The following is a 15,172-nucleotide window of genomic DNA, read 5'->3' as shown; positions in this document are numbered from 1 at the left end:
GATGGGTGAGAGTGCGGACGCCCCATGATTGGTCTGGACCATCAACCGGTCAAGGGTCTAGGCCAATTCATTCCGCGCTGTTTGCCGATCGGGCCAACTACCCTGAGAGCGGGGCGAGTCGGAGCCCGGCGACGGTTTTCACTTCCCGGCCAGGACCTTCGCGAGGTAGGGCGCGGTGCGGCCCGTCCCGGCGTCGGCGACCTCGGCCGGGGGCCCCGCCGCCACGATGCGGCCGCCCTCGTCGCCGCCGCCCGGACCGAGGTCGAGCATCCAGTCGGCGCCCGCGACCACCGTCATGTCGTGTTCCACGACGATCACCGAATGGCCCGCGTCGACCAGACCGTGCAACTGGCGCAGCAGGATCTCGATGTCGGCCGGATGCAGTCCCGTCGTCGGCTCGTCCAGGACGTACAGCGTGTGGTCGCGGCGTACCCGCTGGAGCTCGGTGGCGAGCTTGATGCGCTGGGCCTCGCCGCCCGAGAGGTCGGTGGCGGGCTGGCCCAGACGCAGATAACCCAGCCCCACGTCGAGCAGGGCGCGCAGCGGGCGGGCGGCGGACGGGGTGTCCGCGAAGACCTCGGACGCGGTCTCCACCGTCAGGTCCAGAACCTCCGCGATGGTCCGGCCCTCAAGGGTGACTTCCAGCGTCTCGGGGTTGTAGCGCGCGCCCCGGCAGTCCGGGCAGGGGGTGTACGTACTCGGCAGGAACAAGAGCTCCACCGACACGAAACCCTCGCCCTGGCAGGTCTCGCACCGCCCGCCCGCCACGTTGAAGGAGAACCGCCCCGCCTTGTAGCCGCGCTCTCGCGCCTGGGAGGTCGCGGCGAAGAGTCTGCGTACGACGTCGAAGAGGCCGGTGTAGGTCGCCAGGTTGGAACGGGGAGTGCGGCCGATCGGTTTCTGATCCACCCTCACCAGCCGTTCCACGCCGGGAAGTTCCTCACTCAGGGCGTCGACCAGGGTGGACTTGCCGGAGCCGGACACGCCGGTCACGGCCGTGAACACGCCGAGCGGGAACGCCGCGTCGACGCCGCGCAGATTGTGCCGGGTGATCCCGGTCAGCTCCAGCCGGCCGCGCGGCGCGCGGACCGTGCGCCGTGGCGCGGGGGAGCGGTCGAACAGGAAGCGGCGCGTCGCCGACTCCTCGACGTGGGCGAGCCCGGCCACGGGACCGCTGTGCAGTACCCGGCCTCCGTGTTCGCCCGCCAGCGTACCCACGTCGACCAGCCAGTCCGTGGTGCGCACCACGTCCAGGTGGTGCTCGACCACGAACACCGAATTGCCCGCGGCCTTCAGCCGGTTGAGGACCGTGAGCAGCGCCTCGGTGTCCGCGGGGTGCAGACCCGCCGACGGCTCGTCCAGGACGTACACGACGCCGAAGAGCCCGGAGCGCAGCTGGGTGGCGAGCCGCAGGCGCTGGAGCTCGCCCGCCGAGAGGGTGGGGGCCGGGCGGTCGAGGCTGAGATAGCCGAGGCCGAGTTCGCTCACCGGGCCGATGCGCGCGAGCAGATCGGCGGTGAGGGCGTCGGCGGTGGCGCCGCCGCCGGCGCCGCGCAGCAGCTGGGCCAGCGCGCTGAGCGGCAGGGCCGCGAGCTCGGCGATCGTACGGCCCGCGAAGGTGACGGCGAGCGCCTCGGGGCGCAGCCGGCGTCCGCCGCAGGCAGGACAGTCGGCGGCGGTCAGGAACCGCTCGGCCTTGGCTCGCAGGGACTGGCTCTTGCTCTCCGCGAAGGTCTTCATCACATAGCGGTGGGCACTGAAGTACGTGCCCTGATAAGGGCGTTGGATGCGGCCCGCCTCGCGCACCGGATGTACCGTCACCACCGGCTGCTCGTCGGTGAACAGGATCCACTCGCGGTCGCCGCGGTCGAGCTCCCGCCAGGGGCGGTCCACGTCGTATCCGAGCGTGTCGAGCACATCGCGGAGGTTCTTGCCCTGCCAGGCACCCGGCCAGGCGGCGATCGCGCCCTCGCGGATGGACAGCGAGGGATCGGGGACGAGCAGCTCCTCGCTGGTGCGGTGGATACGGCCGAGTCCGTGGCACTCGGGGCACGCGCCGGCGGCGGTGTTGGGCGAGAAGGCGTCGGAGTCGAGGCGTTCGGCCCCCGGCGGGTAGCTGCCGGCCCGCGAGAAGAGCATGCGCAGCGAGTTGGAAAGCGTGGTCACCGTGCCGACCGACGAGCGCGCGGAAGGTGCCGAGCGGCGCTGTTCCAGGGAGACCGCGGGCGGCAGCCCCGAGATCTCGCCCACCTTCGGCGCGCCCACCTGGTGGATCAGCCGACGGGCGTACGGCGCCACCGACTCGAAGTAGCGCCGCTGCGCCTCGGCGTAGATCGTGCCGAACGCCAGCGAGGACTTGCCCGACCCGGAGACGCCGGTGAACACGGCGAGGCAGTCACGCGGAATGTCGACATCGACCCCGCGCAGATTGTTCTCGCGGGCGCCGCGAACACGGACGAACGGGTCAGGGGGGCTTTGCATACCGGAATTCTACGATCGTGTCTCGGCTGCCGATCTCCCAGCCACAGCGGTCTCGGGGCGGTCGGTCAGACCCGCGATCCCGGCGAGCCGCCGGTAGGAGTCCAGCAGAGCCGCCCGGTCGTAGGTGCTCGTGGTGACGAGGAACTCATCGGCGCCGCTGCGCGCGAGGAGCTTGTCCAGGGCGTCGGCCACCTCTTCCTCGGTGCCGTGCACCTGGCCGCGCAGGGCCTCCTCGAACAGGGTCCGTTCGCGCCCGGTCATCGCCGCCGGGCGGATCTCGGCGGCCGGGGAGAGCGGCGGGAACTCGCCGCGGGTACGCGAGTACGCCGTCGACCAGGCCTCCGGAAGCAGGATTTCGCGGGCGGCGTCGGTGGTGTCCGCGACGGCGACCGCTCCGGAGACCACGACGTAGGGACACTCCGACTGGGCGGAGGGGCGGAAGGCGGCGCGGTAGTCGTCGATGGCGCGCAGCATCGCGTCCTCGCCGCGCACGTTCGCGATGACCAGGGGGAGCCCGGCCTCGGCGGCGAGCTGGGCCCCCTTCCCGGTGGCCAGCAGGAAGGCGGGGACGGTCAGGCCTTCGGCTGGGCGGGCGTGGACGCGTGGGTGGGCAGTCCGGGTCGCGTCGAAGTAGCCGAGCAGTTCGGCGAGTTGGGCCGCGAAATCGTCGGCGTCCTTCTTGTCGCGTCCCAGCGCCGTGCGTATCGCGTCGGTGAACCCCACCGACCGGCCGAGCCCCATGTCGATGCGGCCGGGAAACAGCGATTCGAGCACCCCGAACTGCTCGGCCACGACCAGTGGTTGATGGTTGGGCAGCATCACACCGCCGGTGCCGACGCGGATGCCGGTGGTGGCCGCCGCCACCGCCGCGGCCAGGACGGTGGGCGCGGAACCGGCGACTCCGGGCACGGCGTGGTGCTCGGAGACCCAGAAGCGGTGGTAGCCGAGCCGTTCGGCCTCGCGGGCGAGCGCCACGGTGTCCCGCAGCGCCTGCGGTCCGCTGTGCCCGGCACGGATGCGCGAGCGGTCGAGGACGGAGAATCGGGTCGTCGCGATCACTGAGCTCACACAGGGTTCAACGCCTTGGCCGCGCCAGGATTCCCGGCGGGTGCGGGTGCGGGTGCGGGTGCGGGTGCGGGTGCGGGCGCGGGCGGGGCGACCCCGGGCCGGACCCCCCGAGCAGAGACCCCCCTACTCTGACGGGGTGATCGACAAGAGCAGGCCCCTGGCCGTATTCGACCTGGACGGCACCCTCGCGGACAGCGCCCACCGCCAGTACCTCCTGGAGCGCAAGCCGCGCGACTGGGACGCCTTCTTCGGCGCTGCCCCGGCCGACCCGCCGCTCACCGAGGGCGTGGAGCTGTGCCTGGACGCCGCGCGGGAATGCGAGATCGTCTATCTCACGGGGCGGCCCGAGCGGTGCCGCGCGGACACCGTGGACTGGCTCGCCACGCACGGGCTTCCGTCCGGCCGGGTCCACATGCGCCGCAACGACGACCGGCGGCCGGCCCGGGTGACCAAGCTGGAGATCCTGCGCAGGCTGGGCGGCGGCCGCGAGGTCCGCATGCTGGTGGACGACGACGAGCTCGTGTGCGACGCGGCGGAACAGGCCGGTTTCCGCGTCGTACGGGCCCGGTGGACCGGCGCCTCCGCGGCGCTGAAAGACGCGCAGGAGCGCGAGGGCCGCACCTGAGGCAGGGGCGTACGACGGTGCCGGCGCCCGCGCACCACCCGTCGCAGATGCAGGGCCGGGGTTGAGCGGCGATGCTGAGGGGGTCCGGAAATCTCGGCAAGGAGGTCCACGATGTCCGTCATGGACAAGCTGAAGCAGATGTTCAAGGGGCACCCGGAGCAGACCGGTCAGGGAATCGACAAGGCCGGCGACTACGTCGACGGGAAGACCCAGGGCAAGTACAGCGGCCAGGTCGACACCGCTCAGGACCGGCTCAAGGAGCAGCTGGGGTCGGATCAGCCGCGCCGCGACGATCAGCCGCCGATGTAGCGCGGACCGCTCGGCGGCCCTCGGGCCGCTCGCCGGACACGCCCCCAGGGGCGCTCCGGGCGGCGAGCGGGGCGGCCACCCGCGCCGGGAGCGTGGGGCGGCCACCCGCCCGCGGCCCACATCCGTCCGCCCGCCGGACGGCTGGGTCCGGGTGCCGGTTCGACCCCGGACGACAGGGCACGGTGAAAGAACGCGAGCCAACGCGAGCTGAGGAGAGCCCCCGCATGGATCACATCTACCGAGTCACCGAGATCGTCGGCAGCTCCAGCGAAGGCGTGGACCAGGCCATCCGGAACGGGATCGGCCGCGCCACGCAGACGATCCGCCAAGTCGACTGGTTCGAGGTCACGCAGATCCGCGGCCACGTCGAGAACGGCGCGATCCAGCACTTCCAGGTCGGCCTGAAGGTCGGATTCCGCCTGGAGGACGACACGGAGGTCTGACGGCGCCGAGAGCTGACGGCCCGGAGGTCTGACGACACGGGGTCCGAGGACAACGGAAGGTCCGAGGACAACGGAGGTCCGACCAGCTCACGAGGTCTGACGCCGCCGTCAGGCCGGTGGCTCGAAAGGTTCCTCCCGCTCGGGACTTGACCGCCCCTTTGGTCCATACCAAACTCACGAGCCACACCCGAACAAGCCACATCGCGCTTGCCCCCCACGTCGGGTCATGACTGCTTGCCACATACGCAGAAGGTGACCTCTCGTGAAGATCCGCCGCACCCTCGCCTGCTCCGTCGCGCTCGTCTCGGTCTGCGGCCTCAGCGGCTGCGGCGCGCTGCCGGGATTCGGTGAGGGCGCCACCAAGGTCACCGTGTGGCTGATGAAGGACAGCGCGTCCGACGACTTCGTACAGCGCTTCAAGCGCTCCTTCGAGAAGGAGCACAGCGGCGTCGAGCTCGATGTCCGCGTCCAGGAGTGGACCGGAATCGGCCAGAAGATCACTGCCGCGCTCCGGGGCGGCGACGCCCCGGACGTCATCGAGGTGGGCAACACCCAGGTGCCCCAGTACGCGGCCAGCGGTGGCCTGCTCGACATGACCCTGGAGTCGCTGCGCGACTGGGGCAGCAACGACTGGCTGCCCGGCCTCGCCCAGCCGGGCAACGTCGACGGCATGCAGTACGGGATCCCGTGGTACGCGGCGAACCGCGTCGTCATCTACAACAAGGACCTCTTCGGTGCGGCCGGCATCACCAAGCCGCCCAGGAACCGCGCGGAGTGGCTCGCCGACACGGCCAAGCTCAACTCGGGCGCCAGTCAAGGCATTTACCTGGCCGGTCAGGACTGGTACACGCTGGCCGGCTTCGTCTGGGACGAGGGCGGGGAGCTCGCCCAGGAGGACACCGGTGACTGGAAGGGGACGCTCGACAGCCCCGCCGCGCTGCGCGGCATGCAGTTCTACAAGCAGCTCCAGGCGCTCGGCCGGGGCCCCAAGAACGCCGACGAGGCGACCCCGCCGCAGGCCGACGTCTTCGCCAAGGGGCAGATCGCGCAGATGATCGCGGTGCCGGGCGCGGCCAAGGCAATCCAGAAGGCCAACCCGAAGCTCGCCGACAAGCTGGGCTACTTCCCGATCCCGGGCCGGACCGACGCCAAGCCGGGCACCGTCTTCACCGGCGGCTCGGACCTGATCATCCCGCGCAAGACCGCGCACCGTACCCAAGCCGTCCAGGTCATCGCCGCGCTGACCGGCGAGAAGTGGCAGACCGACCTGGCCACGACGATGAACTACGTACCCAACAAGGCCTCCCTCGCACCCGCCGTCGAAGGCCAGGCGGGCACCGCCGCGATGGCCAGGGGCGCGGCGCAGGGGCAGGCCACGCCCAACTCGCCGCAGTGGGCGGCCGTCGAGGCCGACAACCCCATCAAGCCCTACATGACGGCCGTGCTCAACGGCGCGGACCCGAAGACGGCCGCCAAGGCCGCCTCCGACCGGATCACCTCGCTGCTGTTCCCGTGACGAGCACAGGGGGTTTCGCACCGCCACGGGAGTGCCGGGATTGGGTCACGGGGCGGCTGATGTCAGGATGGGGCCCATGCAAAACGTTTACTTCGACATCACCATCGACGGCAAGGACGCCGGCCGCATCGTCTTCCGGCTCTTCGACGACGTCGTCCCCGAGACGGCGCGCAACTTCCGCGAGCTCGCCACCGGCCAGAACGGCTACGGCTACGCCGGTTCGTCCTTCCACCGTGTCATCCCCGAGTTCATGCTCCAGGGCGGCGACTTCACCCACGGCAACGGCACCGGCGGCAAGAGCATCTTCGGCGCGACCTTCGCCGACGAGAACTTCTCCCTCAAGCACGACAGGCCGTTCCTGCTGTCGATGGCCAACCGCGGCCCGGACACCAACGGCTCCCAGTTCTTCGTGACGACCGTCGTCACCCCGTGGCTGGACGGCAAGCACGTCGTCTTCGGCGAGGTAGTCGAGGGCCAGGACCTCGTGAAGCAGATCGAGGGGCTCGGCAGCCGCAGCGGCAGCCCGAGCGCCGTCGTCGTCATCAGCGCGAGCGGCACCGTCGCCTGACGCCCGCCCACCTGCACCGACGGCGCTGCCCTCCCCGGACCTCCCGGGGAGGGCAGCGCCGTTTCGGGTCACCGGTCGGGGCGTTCGGTGGTGCGCGCGCGCCGCGTTGATCACTATGGGGGTGTTGACGGACGCCGGTCAGGGGCACCCGAGCAGTGGACGGCCCAGTTCTCAGACCCACCGTTCTCAGGTCCCAGGTCCCAGGGAAAGGACGCACACCGTGGCACGACCGAGGATTCTCGTCGTAGGCGCCGGATTCGCAGGGGTCGAATGCGTACGACGCCTGGAGCGCCGGCTGACACCGGGAGAGGCGGAGATCTCCCTGGTCACCCCGTTCTCCTACCAGCTGTATCTGCCCCTGCTGCCGCAGGTCGCGGCCGGGGTGCTCACACCGCAGTCGGTGGCCGTCTCGCTGCGGCGCAGCGCCAAGCACCGCACCCGGATCATCCCCGGCGGCGCCATCGGCGTGGACCCCAAGGCGAAGGTCTGCGTCGTACGCAAGATCACCGGAGAGACACTCGACCAGCCGTACGACTACATCGTCCTGGCGCCCGGCAGCGTGACCCGCACCTTCGACATCCCGGGGCTGCTCGACCACGCCCGCGGCATGAAGACCCTCGCGGAGGCCGCGTACATCCGTGACCACGTCATCGCCCAACTCGACCTGGCCGACGCCAGCAGCGACGAGGAGGAGCGGGCCTCCCGGCTGCGGTTCGTGGTCGTGGGCGGCGGCTACGCGGGCACCGAGACGGCGGCGTGCCTCCAGCGGATCACCCAGAACGCGGTCAAGAGGTACCCGCGCCTGGATCCGCGGCAGATCAAGTGGCACCTGATCGACATCGCCCCCAAGCTCATGCCCGAACTCGGCGACAAGCTCGGCAAAGCCGCCATGGAGATCCTGCAGAAGCGCGGCATCGAGGTGTCGCTCGGGGTGTCGATCGCCGAGGCCGGGGCGGACAAGGTGACCTTCACCGACGGCCGGGTGCTGCCCTGCCGCACCCTGATCTGGACGGCCGGCGTCGCCGCCAGTCCGCTGGTCGGCACGCTCGACGCGGAGACCGAGCGCGGCCGGCTCCTGGTGACTCCCGAGATGACCGTGCCCGGCCTCGACGGCGTGTTCGCCCTCGGCGACGCCGCGGCCGTCCCCGACCTCGCCAAGGGCGACGGCGCCTTCTGCCCGCCCACCGCCCAGCACGCCATGCGCCAGGGCCCGAAGGCCGCCGACAACATCGTGGCCGCGCTGCGCCACCAGCCGCTGCGGCCCTACGAGCACAAGGACCTGGGTCTCGTCGTCGACCTCGGCGGCCGCGACGCGGTCTCCAAACCCCTCGGCATCGAACTGCGCGGACTGCTCGCCCAGGCCGTGGCCCGCGGCTACCACTGGTCGGCGCTGCGCACCAATGTCGCCAAGACCCGGGTGCTCACCAACTGGTTGCTCAACGCGGTCGCCGGCGACGACTTCGTCCGCACCGGGTTCCAGGCCCAAAAGCCAGGCACCTTGCGGGAGTTCGAGCACACGGATGCCTATCTGACCCCGGAGCAGGTCCGTGCCCACACGGCGTCACTGACCGTAGGAGGCTGACGCGGGCGGCCCGCCGGGCCCGGGTGGTGCCCGGCGGGCCTCGCGCGCGAGGCGCCGCCCCGCGGCCGCGTACCACTGGGCCGCGACGGCCACCGCCAGGGCGATCTCGACGAGGTCGCCGCCGTAGTACATCCACTCGGCGGCGCCCGCGAGATCGGCGGCGGCGAAGCGGGTGCCGGGCGGGCCGGTCGCGTACAGGGTCCTCGCGAGGACCGCGTGCGCGCCGCCCGCCGCGACCAGGGCGGCACCCCGCAGTGCCGGGCCGTGGCGGCGGCGCAGCGGATCCAGTGCGCAGACCGCGGCCGAGAACAGCAGCCCGGCCGCGAACACATGGACATGGACCAGCGCCGCGAGCCAGGGCCGCTCGTGCGCGATCGCGAACAGCGGCGTGCGGTACAGCAGCCACAGCCCGCCCGCGTCGAGCAGCGCGGCCACCGGCGGGAGCACGAGCAACCCGGCCGGGCGCGAGCGCACCACGGCCAGCAGGGGGCGCCGGGGGCCCGGCGGCAGCGATCTCAGGGCGAGTGTGACCGGGCGGGCCAGGACGAGCAGCAGCGGCGCCGCCATGCCGGTGACCAGGTGCTGGACCATGTGGGCCGTGAACGGAGCGCCCGGCATGGAGGCGAGGGCCGCCGTCACCAGAGCCACTGCCCCCGCACCGAAGGAGAGGTCCCGCAGGAGCGGCCAGCGGTCCCCGCGGCGGCGGAGCCGGGCCGAGGCGAGGAGATACACCGCCCCGCAGCTCAACGCGCCTCCGGCGGCGAGGAGCGCGGCGCCGCCCGGCTGGGCGCCACCGTGGACGTGGGCAGCCGCCTGAAATACCGTCAGCTCCGCTGTCATCAGCGGCGGTTGGCCGCACGCAGCAGCAGCACTCCGGCCGCGATGAACAGCACGGCGAGGATGTTCCACGTCAGGTCGTACGGGGTGAGATCGACGTGGTACCTGATCTGGTGCAGCTTCATCAGCTTGTGCTGGACCGTGCCGTCGTACAGCTGGAACGCACCGGCGCCGGTCAGGATGCCGCCCGCCAGGGCGCGTCCCACCAGGGCGGCCCGGCGCCGCAGATCGGCCACCATGACCAGACCGATGACGACGGCGAACCAGCCGAAGGCGTGGAAGAGGCCGTCGGACACCAGGCCGATGTCCGGCGTGGAACGATCGTAGAAGTGGTGCCAGTGCAGCAGCTGGTGGAAGACGGTCTCGTCGACGAAGGCGGCGACGCCCACGCCGATGAGCACCCCCGACCAGGCCGAGCGGGCACGCAGCGCCCGGCCCTGCGACGGCTGGGGAGCGGCCCGGGAAGCGGAGGGAGTCACCATCGAAGGCACGTCCTCGGTAGGAGTCTGCGGGAGGTCGTCCGGCGCGGAACACGACACGGGTCCAGCTGCCCGCGGCAAGCGCGGGCAAGCGTCCCGATCCGGCCTTCCTGCCGTGGCCCGGCGGCGTCGTTCGGGGAGTGCGGGCGTCGCCGAGGGGAAGATGGACGGAGCCACCGGCGTTGTCCGTGTGTCGGTCAAAGCCGGACCGGCCCGAACGTTCACCGACGAAGGGACCCATCCATGCCTCTCGAGGGCGAGTACGAGCCGAGCCCGACCCAGTGGGTGCGCGAGCAGGTCGATCTCATCGAGAAGTCCGGCGGCAAGGAGGGGATGACGATGCGCGACATGCCCGTGATCCTGCTGACGACGCGGGGCGCCAAGAGCGGCAAGCTGCGCAAGACACCCCTGATGCGCGTCGAGCACGACGGCGCGTACGCCGTGGTCGCCTCCCAGGGCGGCGCGCCGAAGAACCCCGTCTGGTACCACAACGTCGTCGCCGACCCCCGGGTGGAGCTCCAGGACGGCACGGTGCGCCAGGACATGACGGCTCGTGAGGTCACGGGTGAGGAGAAGGCGCAGTGGTGGGAGCGCGCCGTCGCGGCGTACCCCGACTACGCGGACTACCAGCGCAAGACGGACCGCGAGATCCCCGTCTTCGTCCTGGAGCCGGCGCCCCAAGCCCACTGAGCGGCCGACTGCGAGGCCCGCGGCGCTCGCGCCGCGGGCCCCGCACCGGTGCTTCCGGCGCTCAGCCCGCGGTCGCCAGCGAGAGTGCGAACCGTCCGGCGGCATCCGTCCACCAGCGCGACGGCACGAAGCCCGCGGCCGTCAGCTCCGCCCGCACGCCGTCCTCGCGGAATTTCGCCGACACCTCGGTGCGCAACTCCTCGCCCTCGGCGAAGGCGACCACCAGATCGAGCTCGGGGATCTTCACGGTCACCGCGCGGCGGGCCCGCAGCCGCATCTCGATCCACTCCTCCTCGCGGTTCCACAACGCCACATGGGCGAAGTCGTCCGGGTCGAAGTCCGCGCCGAGCTCACGGTCGATGACGCTCAGCACGTTCTTGTTGAAGGCGGCCGTCACCCCGCTCGCGTCGTCGTACGCCCGTACCAGGACGGATTCCTCCTTCACCAGGTCGGTGCCGATGAGCAGCGAGTCGCCGGGTTCCATCAACTTCCGTACAGAGATGAGGAATTCGGCTCGTTCGTCGGGCAGCAGATTGCCGATCGTGCCGCCGAGGAACGCCACCAAACGCGGCCCGGGTGCGTCGGGCAGTTCGAGGCCGTGGGTGAAGTCCGCGATCAGCGCGTGGACCGACAGACCGGGGTGGTCGGTGAGCAGCCCCTCGGCCGCCCCGGCCAGCGCGCTCTCGCTCACGTCCACCGGGATGTAGGTGAGCGGCGCGGGCAGCGCGTCCAACAGGAGCCGGGTCTTCTCCGAGGAGCCGGAGCCCAGCTCGACCAGGGTGTGGGCGCCGGTCGCGGCGGCTATCTCGGCGGCCCGGTCGGTGAGGATCTCGCGCTCGGCCCGGGTCGGGTAGTACTCGGGCAGCCGGGTGATCTCCTCGAACAGCTCGCTGCCGCGCGCGTCGTAGAACCACTTGGGCGGCAGCGTCTTGGGCGTACTGGACAGACCGCGCAGCACATCGGCGCGCAGCGCGGCCCCGGTGGCGTCCTCGGGCAGGGTGCGGGTCAGCTGGAACGGGCGCACTACTGGGGCTCCTTGAGGGGGGTGAGCAGGACGTCGGTCCGGTCGGCGACGAGCAGGGTGCGGTCGGGGACCTCGCACCAACGAGGGTCGTCGTCGTACGGTTCGGAGGCGACGGCGGCCGAGTGGCCGGGCGTGTGCAGGTACCAGAGGCTGTCGCCCCAGGCGGTAGCGGTGATCGTGGCGCCGTCGGTGAGCAGCAGGTTCAGCCGCGAGCCGGGCGCCGCGGCGGCCAGCTCGGTCACCGTGTCGGCCATCGCCTGGCCCGCCGGATCGCCGCCGGTCAGGCGGTTCAGCACCAGCGCCCAGATGAACGCGGCGTCGCAGCGGGCCGCCAGGCGCAGCAGCGCTTCGGCGGGCAGCGTGGCGGCGAGCCCCGCAGCGCTGTCCGGCCAGCCCCGTACGGCGCCGTTGTGGCTGAACAGCCAGGGCCCGGCGGCGAAGGGTGCTGCCGCCGCCTCGCCGTCCGCGCCCGCTTCGGTGGCGTCCCGGACCGCCGCGAGCAGCGCGTCACTGCGCACCACCCTGGCCAGGTCCGCGAAGTTCAGGTCGCCCCAGACGGGTGCCGCGCGACGGTAGCGGGCGGGCACCGGATCGTCCTGCGCGTACCAGCCGACACCGAAGCCGTCGGCGTTCACCGTGCCGTACCGCTGACGGCGCGGCTCCCACGACTGCCGGTACAGCCCGTGGGCGGGCCGCACGAGAACGTCCGCCAACGGCAACGCGCTGCCCAGATAGGCGATATGACGGCACATCAGGCAGCGTCCCGGGCGGTGCGGAAGCCCGCGAAGATCTGGCGCCGGACCGGCAGGTCCCAGTTGCGGAAGGTGCCCCGGCAGGCGACCTCGTCCACCGAGAAGGCGCCGCCGCGCAGCACCTTGTGCCCCGGCCCGAAGAAGACCTCGGAGTATTCGCGGTAGGGGAAGGCCACGAAGCCGGGGTACGGCAGGAAGTCGCTCGACGTCCACTCCCACACGTCGCCGATCAACTGGCGTATTCCCAGCGGGGACTGTCCCTCCGGGTACGCTCCGGCGGGCGCGGGACGCAGATGGCGCTGGCCGAGGTTGGCGTGGGCCTCGGTGGGGTCGGCGTCGCCCCAGGGGTAGCGGCGCGAGCGGCCCGAGACCGGATCGTGGCGCGCCGCCTTCTCCCATTCCGCCTCGGTCGGCAGCCGCCGCCCGGCCCAGCGGGCATAGGCGTCGGCCTCGTACCAGCTGACGTGCAGGACGGGCTCGTCGTTCGGCACCGGCTCGGTCACACCGAACCGCCTGCGCAGCCACTGGCCGCCCTCGCGCCGCCAGAACAGCGGTGCGGACAGGCCGTGTTCGCGGACCATGTCCCACCCGGCGGGCTCCCACCAGCGGGCGTCGCCGTAGCCGCCGTCTTCGATGAAGCGGAGGTAGGCGCCGCATGTCACCGGGGTGGTGTCGAGGTGGAAGGCGGACACGACGCGGTGGTGCGCGGGACGCTCGTTGTCGAGCGCCCACGGCTCGGCGGACGTGCCCATGCTGAACGGGCCGCCGGGTACCAGGACTTCGGCGGGCAGCCCCTCGGTCGTTCCGGTCGGCGGCTCGGGCGCGGTGAGGGCTGCGGGGCCGCCACGCAGCTGATGGGTGATCAGCATCGTCTCGTCGTGCTGCTGTTCATGCTGGGCGATCATGCCGAAGGCGAATCCGCCATCGGTGAGCGGTCCGCCGCGCAGCGGGGTGCGCTCCAGGACGTCGAGCGCCCGGCCCCGTACATCGGCGGCGTACCGGCGGGCCTCCGCGGGGGCGAGCAGCGGCAGGCTGGGACGCGTGGCACGCGGATGCTCGAAGGCGTCGTACAGCGAGTCGATCTCGGGCCGGATCGCGTCCTGTCCGGCGACCGCGCGCAGCAGCCACTGCTCTTCCTGGTTGCCGATGTGCGCCAGGTCCCACACCAGGGGTGACATCAACGGTGAGTGCTGGGCGGTCAGTTCACGGTCATCGACGCTGGTGGTGAGCGCGCCGGTGCGGGCACGCGCGGCGGTGAGTGCGGTCAGGGCGCGTTCCCTGAGCAGCTCCGGGTCGGTCATGGAGTGACGTCCTTCGCTGGGACGGGTGGGGAGGTGTCGTCGGCCGGACATCGGCCCCGTACGACGTAGCGGTCGGTGAAGGCGGCGACCCGGTCCTGGAGTTCCCGGGTGGCGCCGAGGCGGGGGAGCGCGTCGAGCGCCGCCGCGAAGCACACGGTGGCGACCTCCCGCAGCTCCGGGTCGGCGAGTCCGTCGCGAGCCGCCGTCCGCCAGAGCGGGTTGCGGGGCGCGGCCAGTGAACCGGTGCGCTCCGCGAGGGGTTTGACGGCTCGGTAGGCCGCCTCGGCCGCCTCCGGATCGTCGAAGAGCGCGCTGGTGACGGCGAGCGGAACGGTCCATCCGTCGGCGCCCGGCTGGGCGTCGATCATCCGCAGCTCCAGATGACCGCGTGGCCGCACCGGCGGGAACAGGGTGGTCAGGTGGTAGTCCAGGTCGGCGCGGGTGGGCGGGCGCGGTGCCCCGGTGCGCAGCCACCGCCGGAAGGTGAGCTCCGGCGGCGCCGACCACGGCCCCGCCTCGGTACGTAGGCACATCACGGGCGCGTCCAGGACGTGGTTCGCCCAGGCGTCGCGCGGCGGCGCGTCGAGTGGCGGGGCCAGTGCGCACACCGGGTCGAGGTCGCTCCAGTTGGCCTGCCGCGTCGACCGCCATCCGGTCAACCGCCCTGTACTGACCGGGGAGTTGGCGAACGCGGCGACCAGTACGGCGCCCAGCAGGTGGGCCATCAGCCAGCGCCGCCCGAAGCCGAGCGGGCCGGGCTCCTCGTACCCGGCGTCGATGCAGACCTGGACCGAGGCCGTGGAGCACATCATGGCGCGGCCGGCCGGTCCCGTACGGTCGAGATGGGCTTCCATGGCGTCGTAACGGGCCTCGTGCAGCATGCGCCGCGGGGGATGCCAGGGATCCTGGCCGAGACCGACGAGGGTCAGGCCGCGTGGCTCCAGAGCGGCGCGGACGGCCGCCAGATCGGCTCCGGTGGTGGAAATGCACTCCATGAGCGATGCGGCGGGCAGCGAGCTGAGCTCAAGCTGGCCACCGGGTTCGACGGTGAGCGCCGACCGCAGTGGCAGGGTCCGCAATGCTGCGTAGGCGGCTTGCAGGCTCTCGTGCGGGACGAGGAGCCGGGGATCGTTCAGGTCGTGGACGAGCCATTCCAGCTCCACGCCGACGGCGCGTGGCGGACCCGTCTTGAAACAAATACATCGAAGCAGGTCACCGGCCTCTGCTTCGGTCAACTCGCGTGCGGTCATGGTTCCTTGCCCGCCTTCCCGGGGCTCGAAATGCACATGCCGTACCACCTAAGTCATTTTCGTCGCATCGCACAAGAGTGCCCATCCGGACGAGTATTCGATTGCAGGGTCTTCGGCGGACCGCCACGATGCCCGTCACGAGTGCACGACTCGGCGGGATCGTGCGGCACACGGTGCACCGACACCGGCCGGTACGAGAACGAGATCGGCCGGACCGGGTCGGTCGCCGAGCCGCTGTGTGCCGCTC

15 protein-coding genes are annotated in these 15,172 nt (G+C 71.8%); 7 read left to right on the top strand and 8 right to left on the bottom strand.

Annotation, left to right across the window (positions count from 1 at the left end; all coding sequences use genetic code 11):
• Nucleotides 1–138: 138 nt before the first annotated feature.
• Together OG522_RS05240 and OG522_RS05235 are read right to left on the bottom strand one after the other, a co-directional pair.
• Nucleotides 139–2,481, bottom strand: a complete 2,343-nt coding sequence (locus OG522_RS05240) for an excinuclease ABC subunit UvrA (RefSeq protein WP_329461741.1) — start codon at nucleotides 2,479–2,481, stop codon at nucleotides 139–141.
• A 9-nt stretch (nucleotides 2,482–2,490) separates the two neighbouring features.
• The gene (locus OG522_RS05235; protein WP_329461740.1) at nucleotides 2,491–3,549 is read right to left on the bottom strand and encodes an MsnO8 family LLM class oxidoreductase; all 1,059 of its coding nucleotides are present in this window, start codon (nucleotides 3,547–3,549) and stop codon (nucleotides 2,491–2,493) included.
• Between the two features lie 136 nt (nucleotides 3,550–3,685).
• Between OG522_RS05235 and OG522_RS05230 the strand changes: the two genes are divergently transcribed.
• From OG522_RS05230 to OG522_RS05205, 6 genes are all read left to right on the top strand, one after another.
• Nucleotides 3,686–4,174, top strand: coding sequence for a phosphatase domain-containing protein (locus OG522_RS05230; RefSeq protein WP_329461739.1), 489 nt, complete (start codon nucleotides 3,686–3,688; stop codon nucleotides 4,172–4,174).
• A gap of 111 nt (nucleotides 4,175–4,285) precedes the next feature.
• On the top strand, nucleotides 4,286–4,483 hold the full coding sequence (locus OG522_RS05225) for an antitoxin (RefSeq protein WP_329461738.1): 198 nt from the start codon (nucleotides 4,286–4,288) through the stop codon (nucleotides 4,481–4,483).
• A 224-nt stretch (nucleotides 4,484–4,707) separates the two neighbouring features.
• Nucleotides 4,708–4,926, top strand: coding sequence for a dodecin (locus OG522_RS05220; protein WP_329461737.1), 219 nt, complete (start codon nucleotides 4,708–4,710; stop codon nucleotides 4,924–4,926).
• 262 nt (nucleotides 4,927–5,188) lie between these two features.
• The gene (locus OG522_RS05215; RefSeq protein ID WP_329461736.1) at nucleotides 5,189–6,442 is read left to right on the top strand and encodes an extracellular solute-binding protein; all 1,254 of its coding nucleotides are present in this window, start codon (nucleotides 5,189–5,191) and stop codon (nucleotides 6,440–6,442) included.
• Between the two features lie 76 nt (nucleotides 6,443–6,518).
• On the top strand, nucleotides 6,519–7,010 hold the full coding sequence (locus tag OG522_RS05210) for a peptidylprolyl isomerase (protein ID WP_329461735.1): 492 nt from the start codon (nucleotides 6,519–6,521) through the stop codon (nucleotides 7,008–7,010).
• A gap of 220 nt (nucleotides 7,011–7,230) precedes the next feature.
• The gene (locus OG522_RS05205; RefSeq protein ID WP_329461734.1) at nucleotides 7,231–8,592 is read left to right on the top strand and encodes an NAD(P)/FAD-dependent oxidoreductase; all 1,362 of its coding nucleotides are present in this window, start codon (nucleotides 7,231–7,233) and stop codon (nucleotides 8,590–8,592) included.
• Here OG522_RS05205 and OG522_RS05200 read toward each other — a convergent pair.
• The gene (locus tag OG522_RS05200) at nucleotides 8,572–9,432 is read right to left on the bottom strand and encodes a cytochrome c oxidase assembly protein (RefSeq protein ID WP_329461733.1); all 861 of its coding nucleotides are present in this window, start codon (nucleotides 9,430–9,432) and stop codon (nucleotides 8,572–8,574) included. The genes OG522_RS05205 and OG522_RS05200 overlap by 21 nt on opposite strands.
• Nucleotides 9,432–9,911, bottom strand: coding sequence for a DUF2243 domain-containing protein (locus OG522_RS05195; RefSeq protein WP_329461732.1), 480 nt, complete (start codon nucleotides 9,909–9,911; stop codon nucleotides 9,432–9,434). The genes OG522_RS05200 and OG522_RS05195 overlap by 1 nt, the downstream gene beginning before the upstream one ends.
• 240 nt (nucleotides 9,912–10,151) lie before the next feature.
• Here OG522_RS05195 and OG522_RS05190 point away from each other — a divergent pair, with 240 nt between their 5' ends.
• Nucleotides 10,152–10,598 carry a nitroreductase family deazaflavin-dependent oxidoreductase gene (locus tag OG522_RS05190; protein ID WP_329461731.1) on the top strand — a complete coding sequence of 149 codons (447 nt, stop codon included), beginning with the start codon at nucleotides 10,152–10,154 and terminating at the stop codon, nucleotides 10,596–10,598.
• A 61-nt stretch (nucleotides 10,599–10,659) separates the two neighbouring features.
• On the opposite strand, the gene egtD is transcribed toward OG522_RS05190, so the two are convergent.
• From egtD to egtA, 4 genes are read right to left on the bottom strand one after another with little or no spacing between them, the layout of a single operon-like run.
• Nucleotides 10,660–11,622 (bottom strand): L-histidine N(alpha)-methyltransferase, encoded by a 963-nt coding sequence (gene egtD, locus OG522_RS05185; RefSeq protein ID WP_329461730.1) that lies wholly within the window; start codon nucleotides 11,620–11,622, stop codon nucleotides 10,660–10,662.
• Entirely contained in the window at nucleotides 11,622–12,374 is a 753-nt protein-coding gene (gene egtC, locus OG522_RS05180) for an ergothioneine biosynthesis protein EgtC (protein WP_329461729.1), read from the bottom strand. The genes egtD and egtC overlap by 1 nt, the downstream gene beginning before the upstream one ends.
• Nucleotides 12,374–13,675, bottom strand: coding sequence for an ergothioneine biosynthesis protein EgtB (gene egtB / locus OG522_RS05175; protein WP_329461728.1), 1,302 nt, complete (start codon nucleotides 13,673–13,675; stop codon nucleotides 12,374–12,376). The genes egtC and egtB overlap by 1 nt, the downstream gene beginning before the upstream one ends.
• Nucleotides 13,672–14,925, bottom strand: coding sequence for an ergothioneine biosynthesis glutamate--cysteine ligase EgtA (egtA, locus tag OG522_RS05170; protein ID WP_329461727.1), 1,254 nt, complete (start codon nucleotides 14,923–14,925; stop codon nucleotides 13,672–13,674). The genes egtB and egtA overlap by 4 nt, the downstream gene beginning before the upstream one ends.
• Nucleotides 14,926–15,172: the final 247 nt, after the last annotated feature.

Source organism: Streptomyces sp. NBC_01431 (assembly GCF_036231355.1).
In the GTDB taxonomy this organism is placed as follows: Bacteria; Actinomycetota; Actinomycetes; order Streptomycetales; family Streptomycetaceae; genus Streptomyces.
This window is presented reverse-complemented; position numbering and strand designations above follow the sequence as displayed.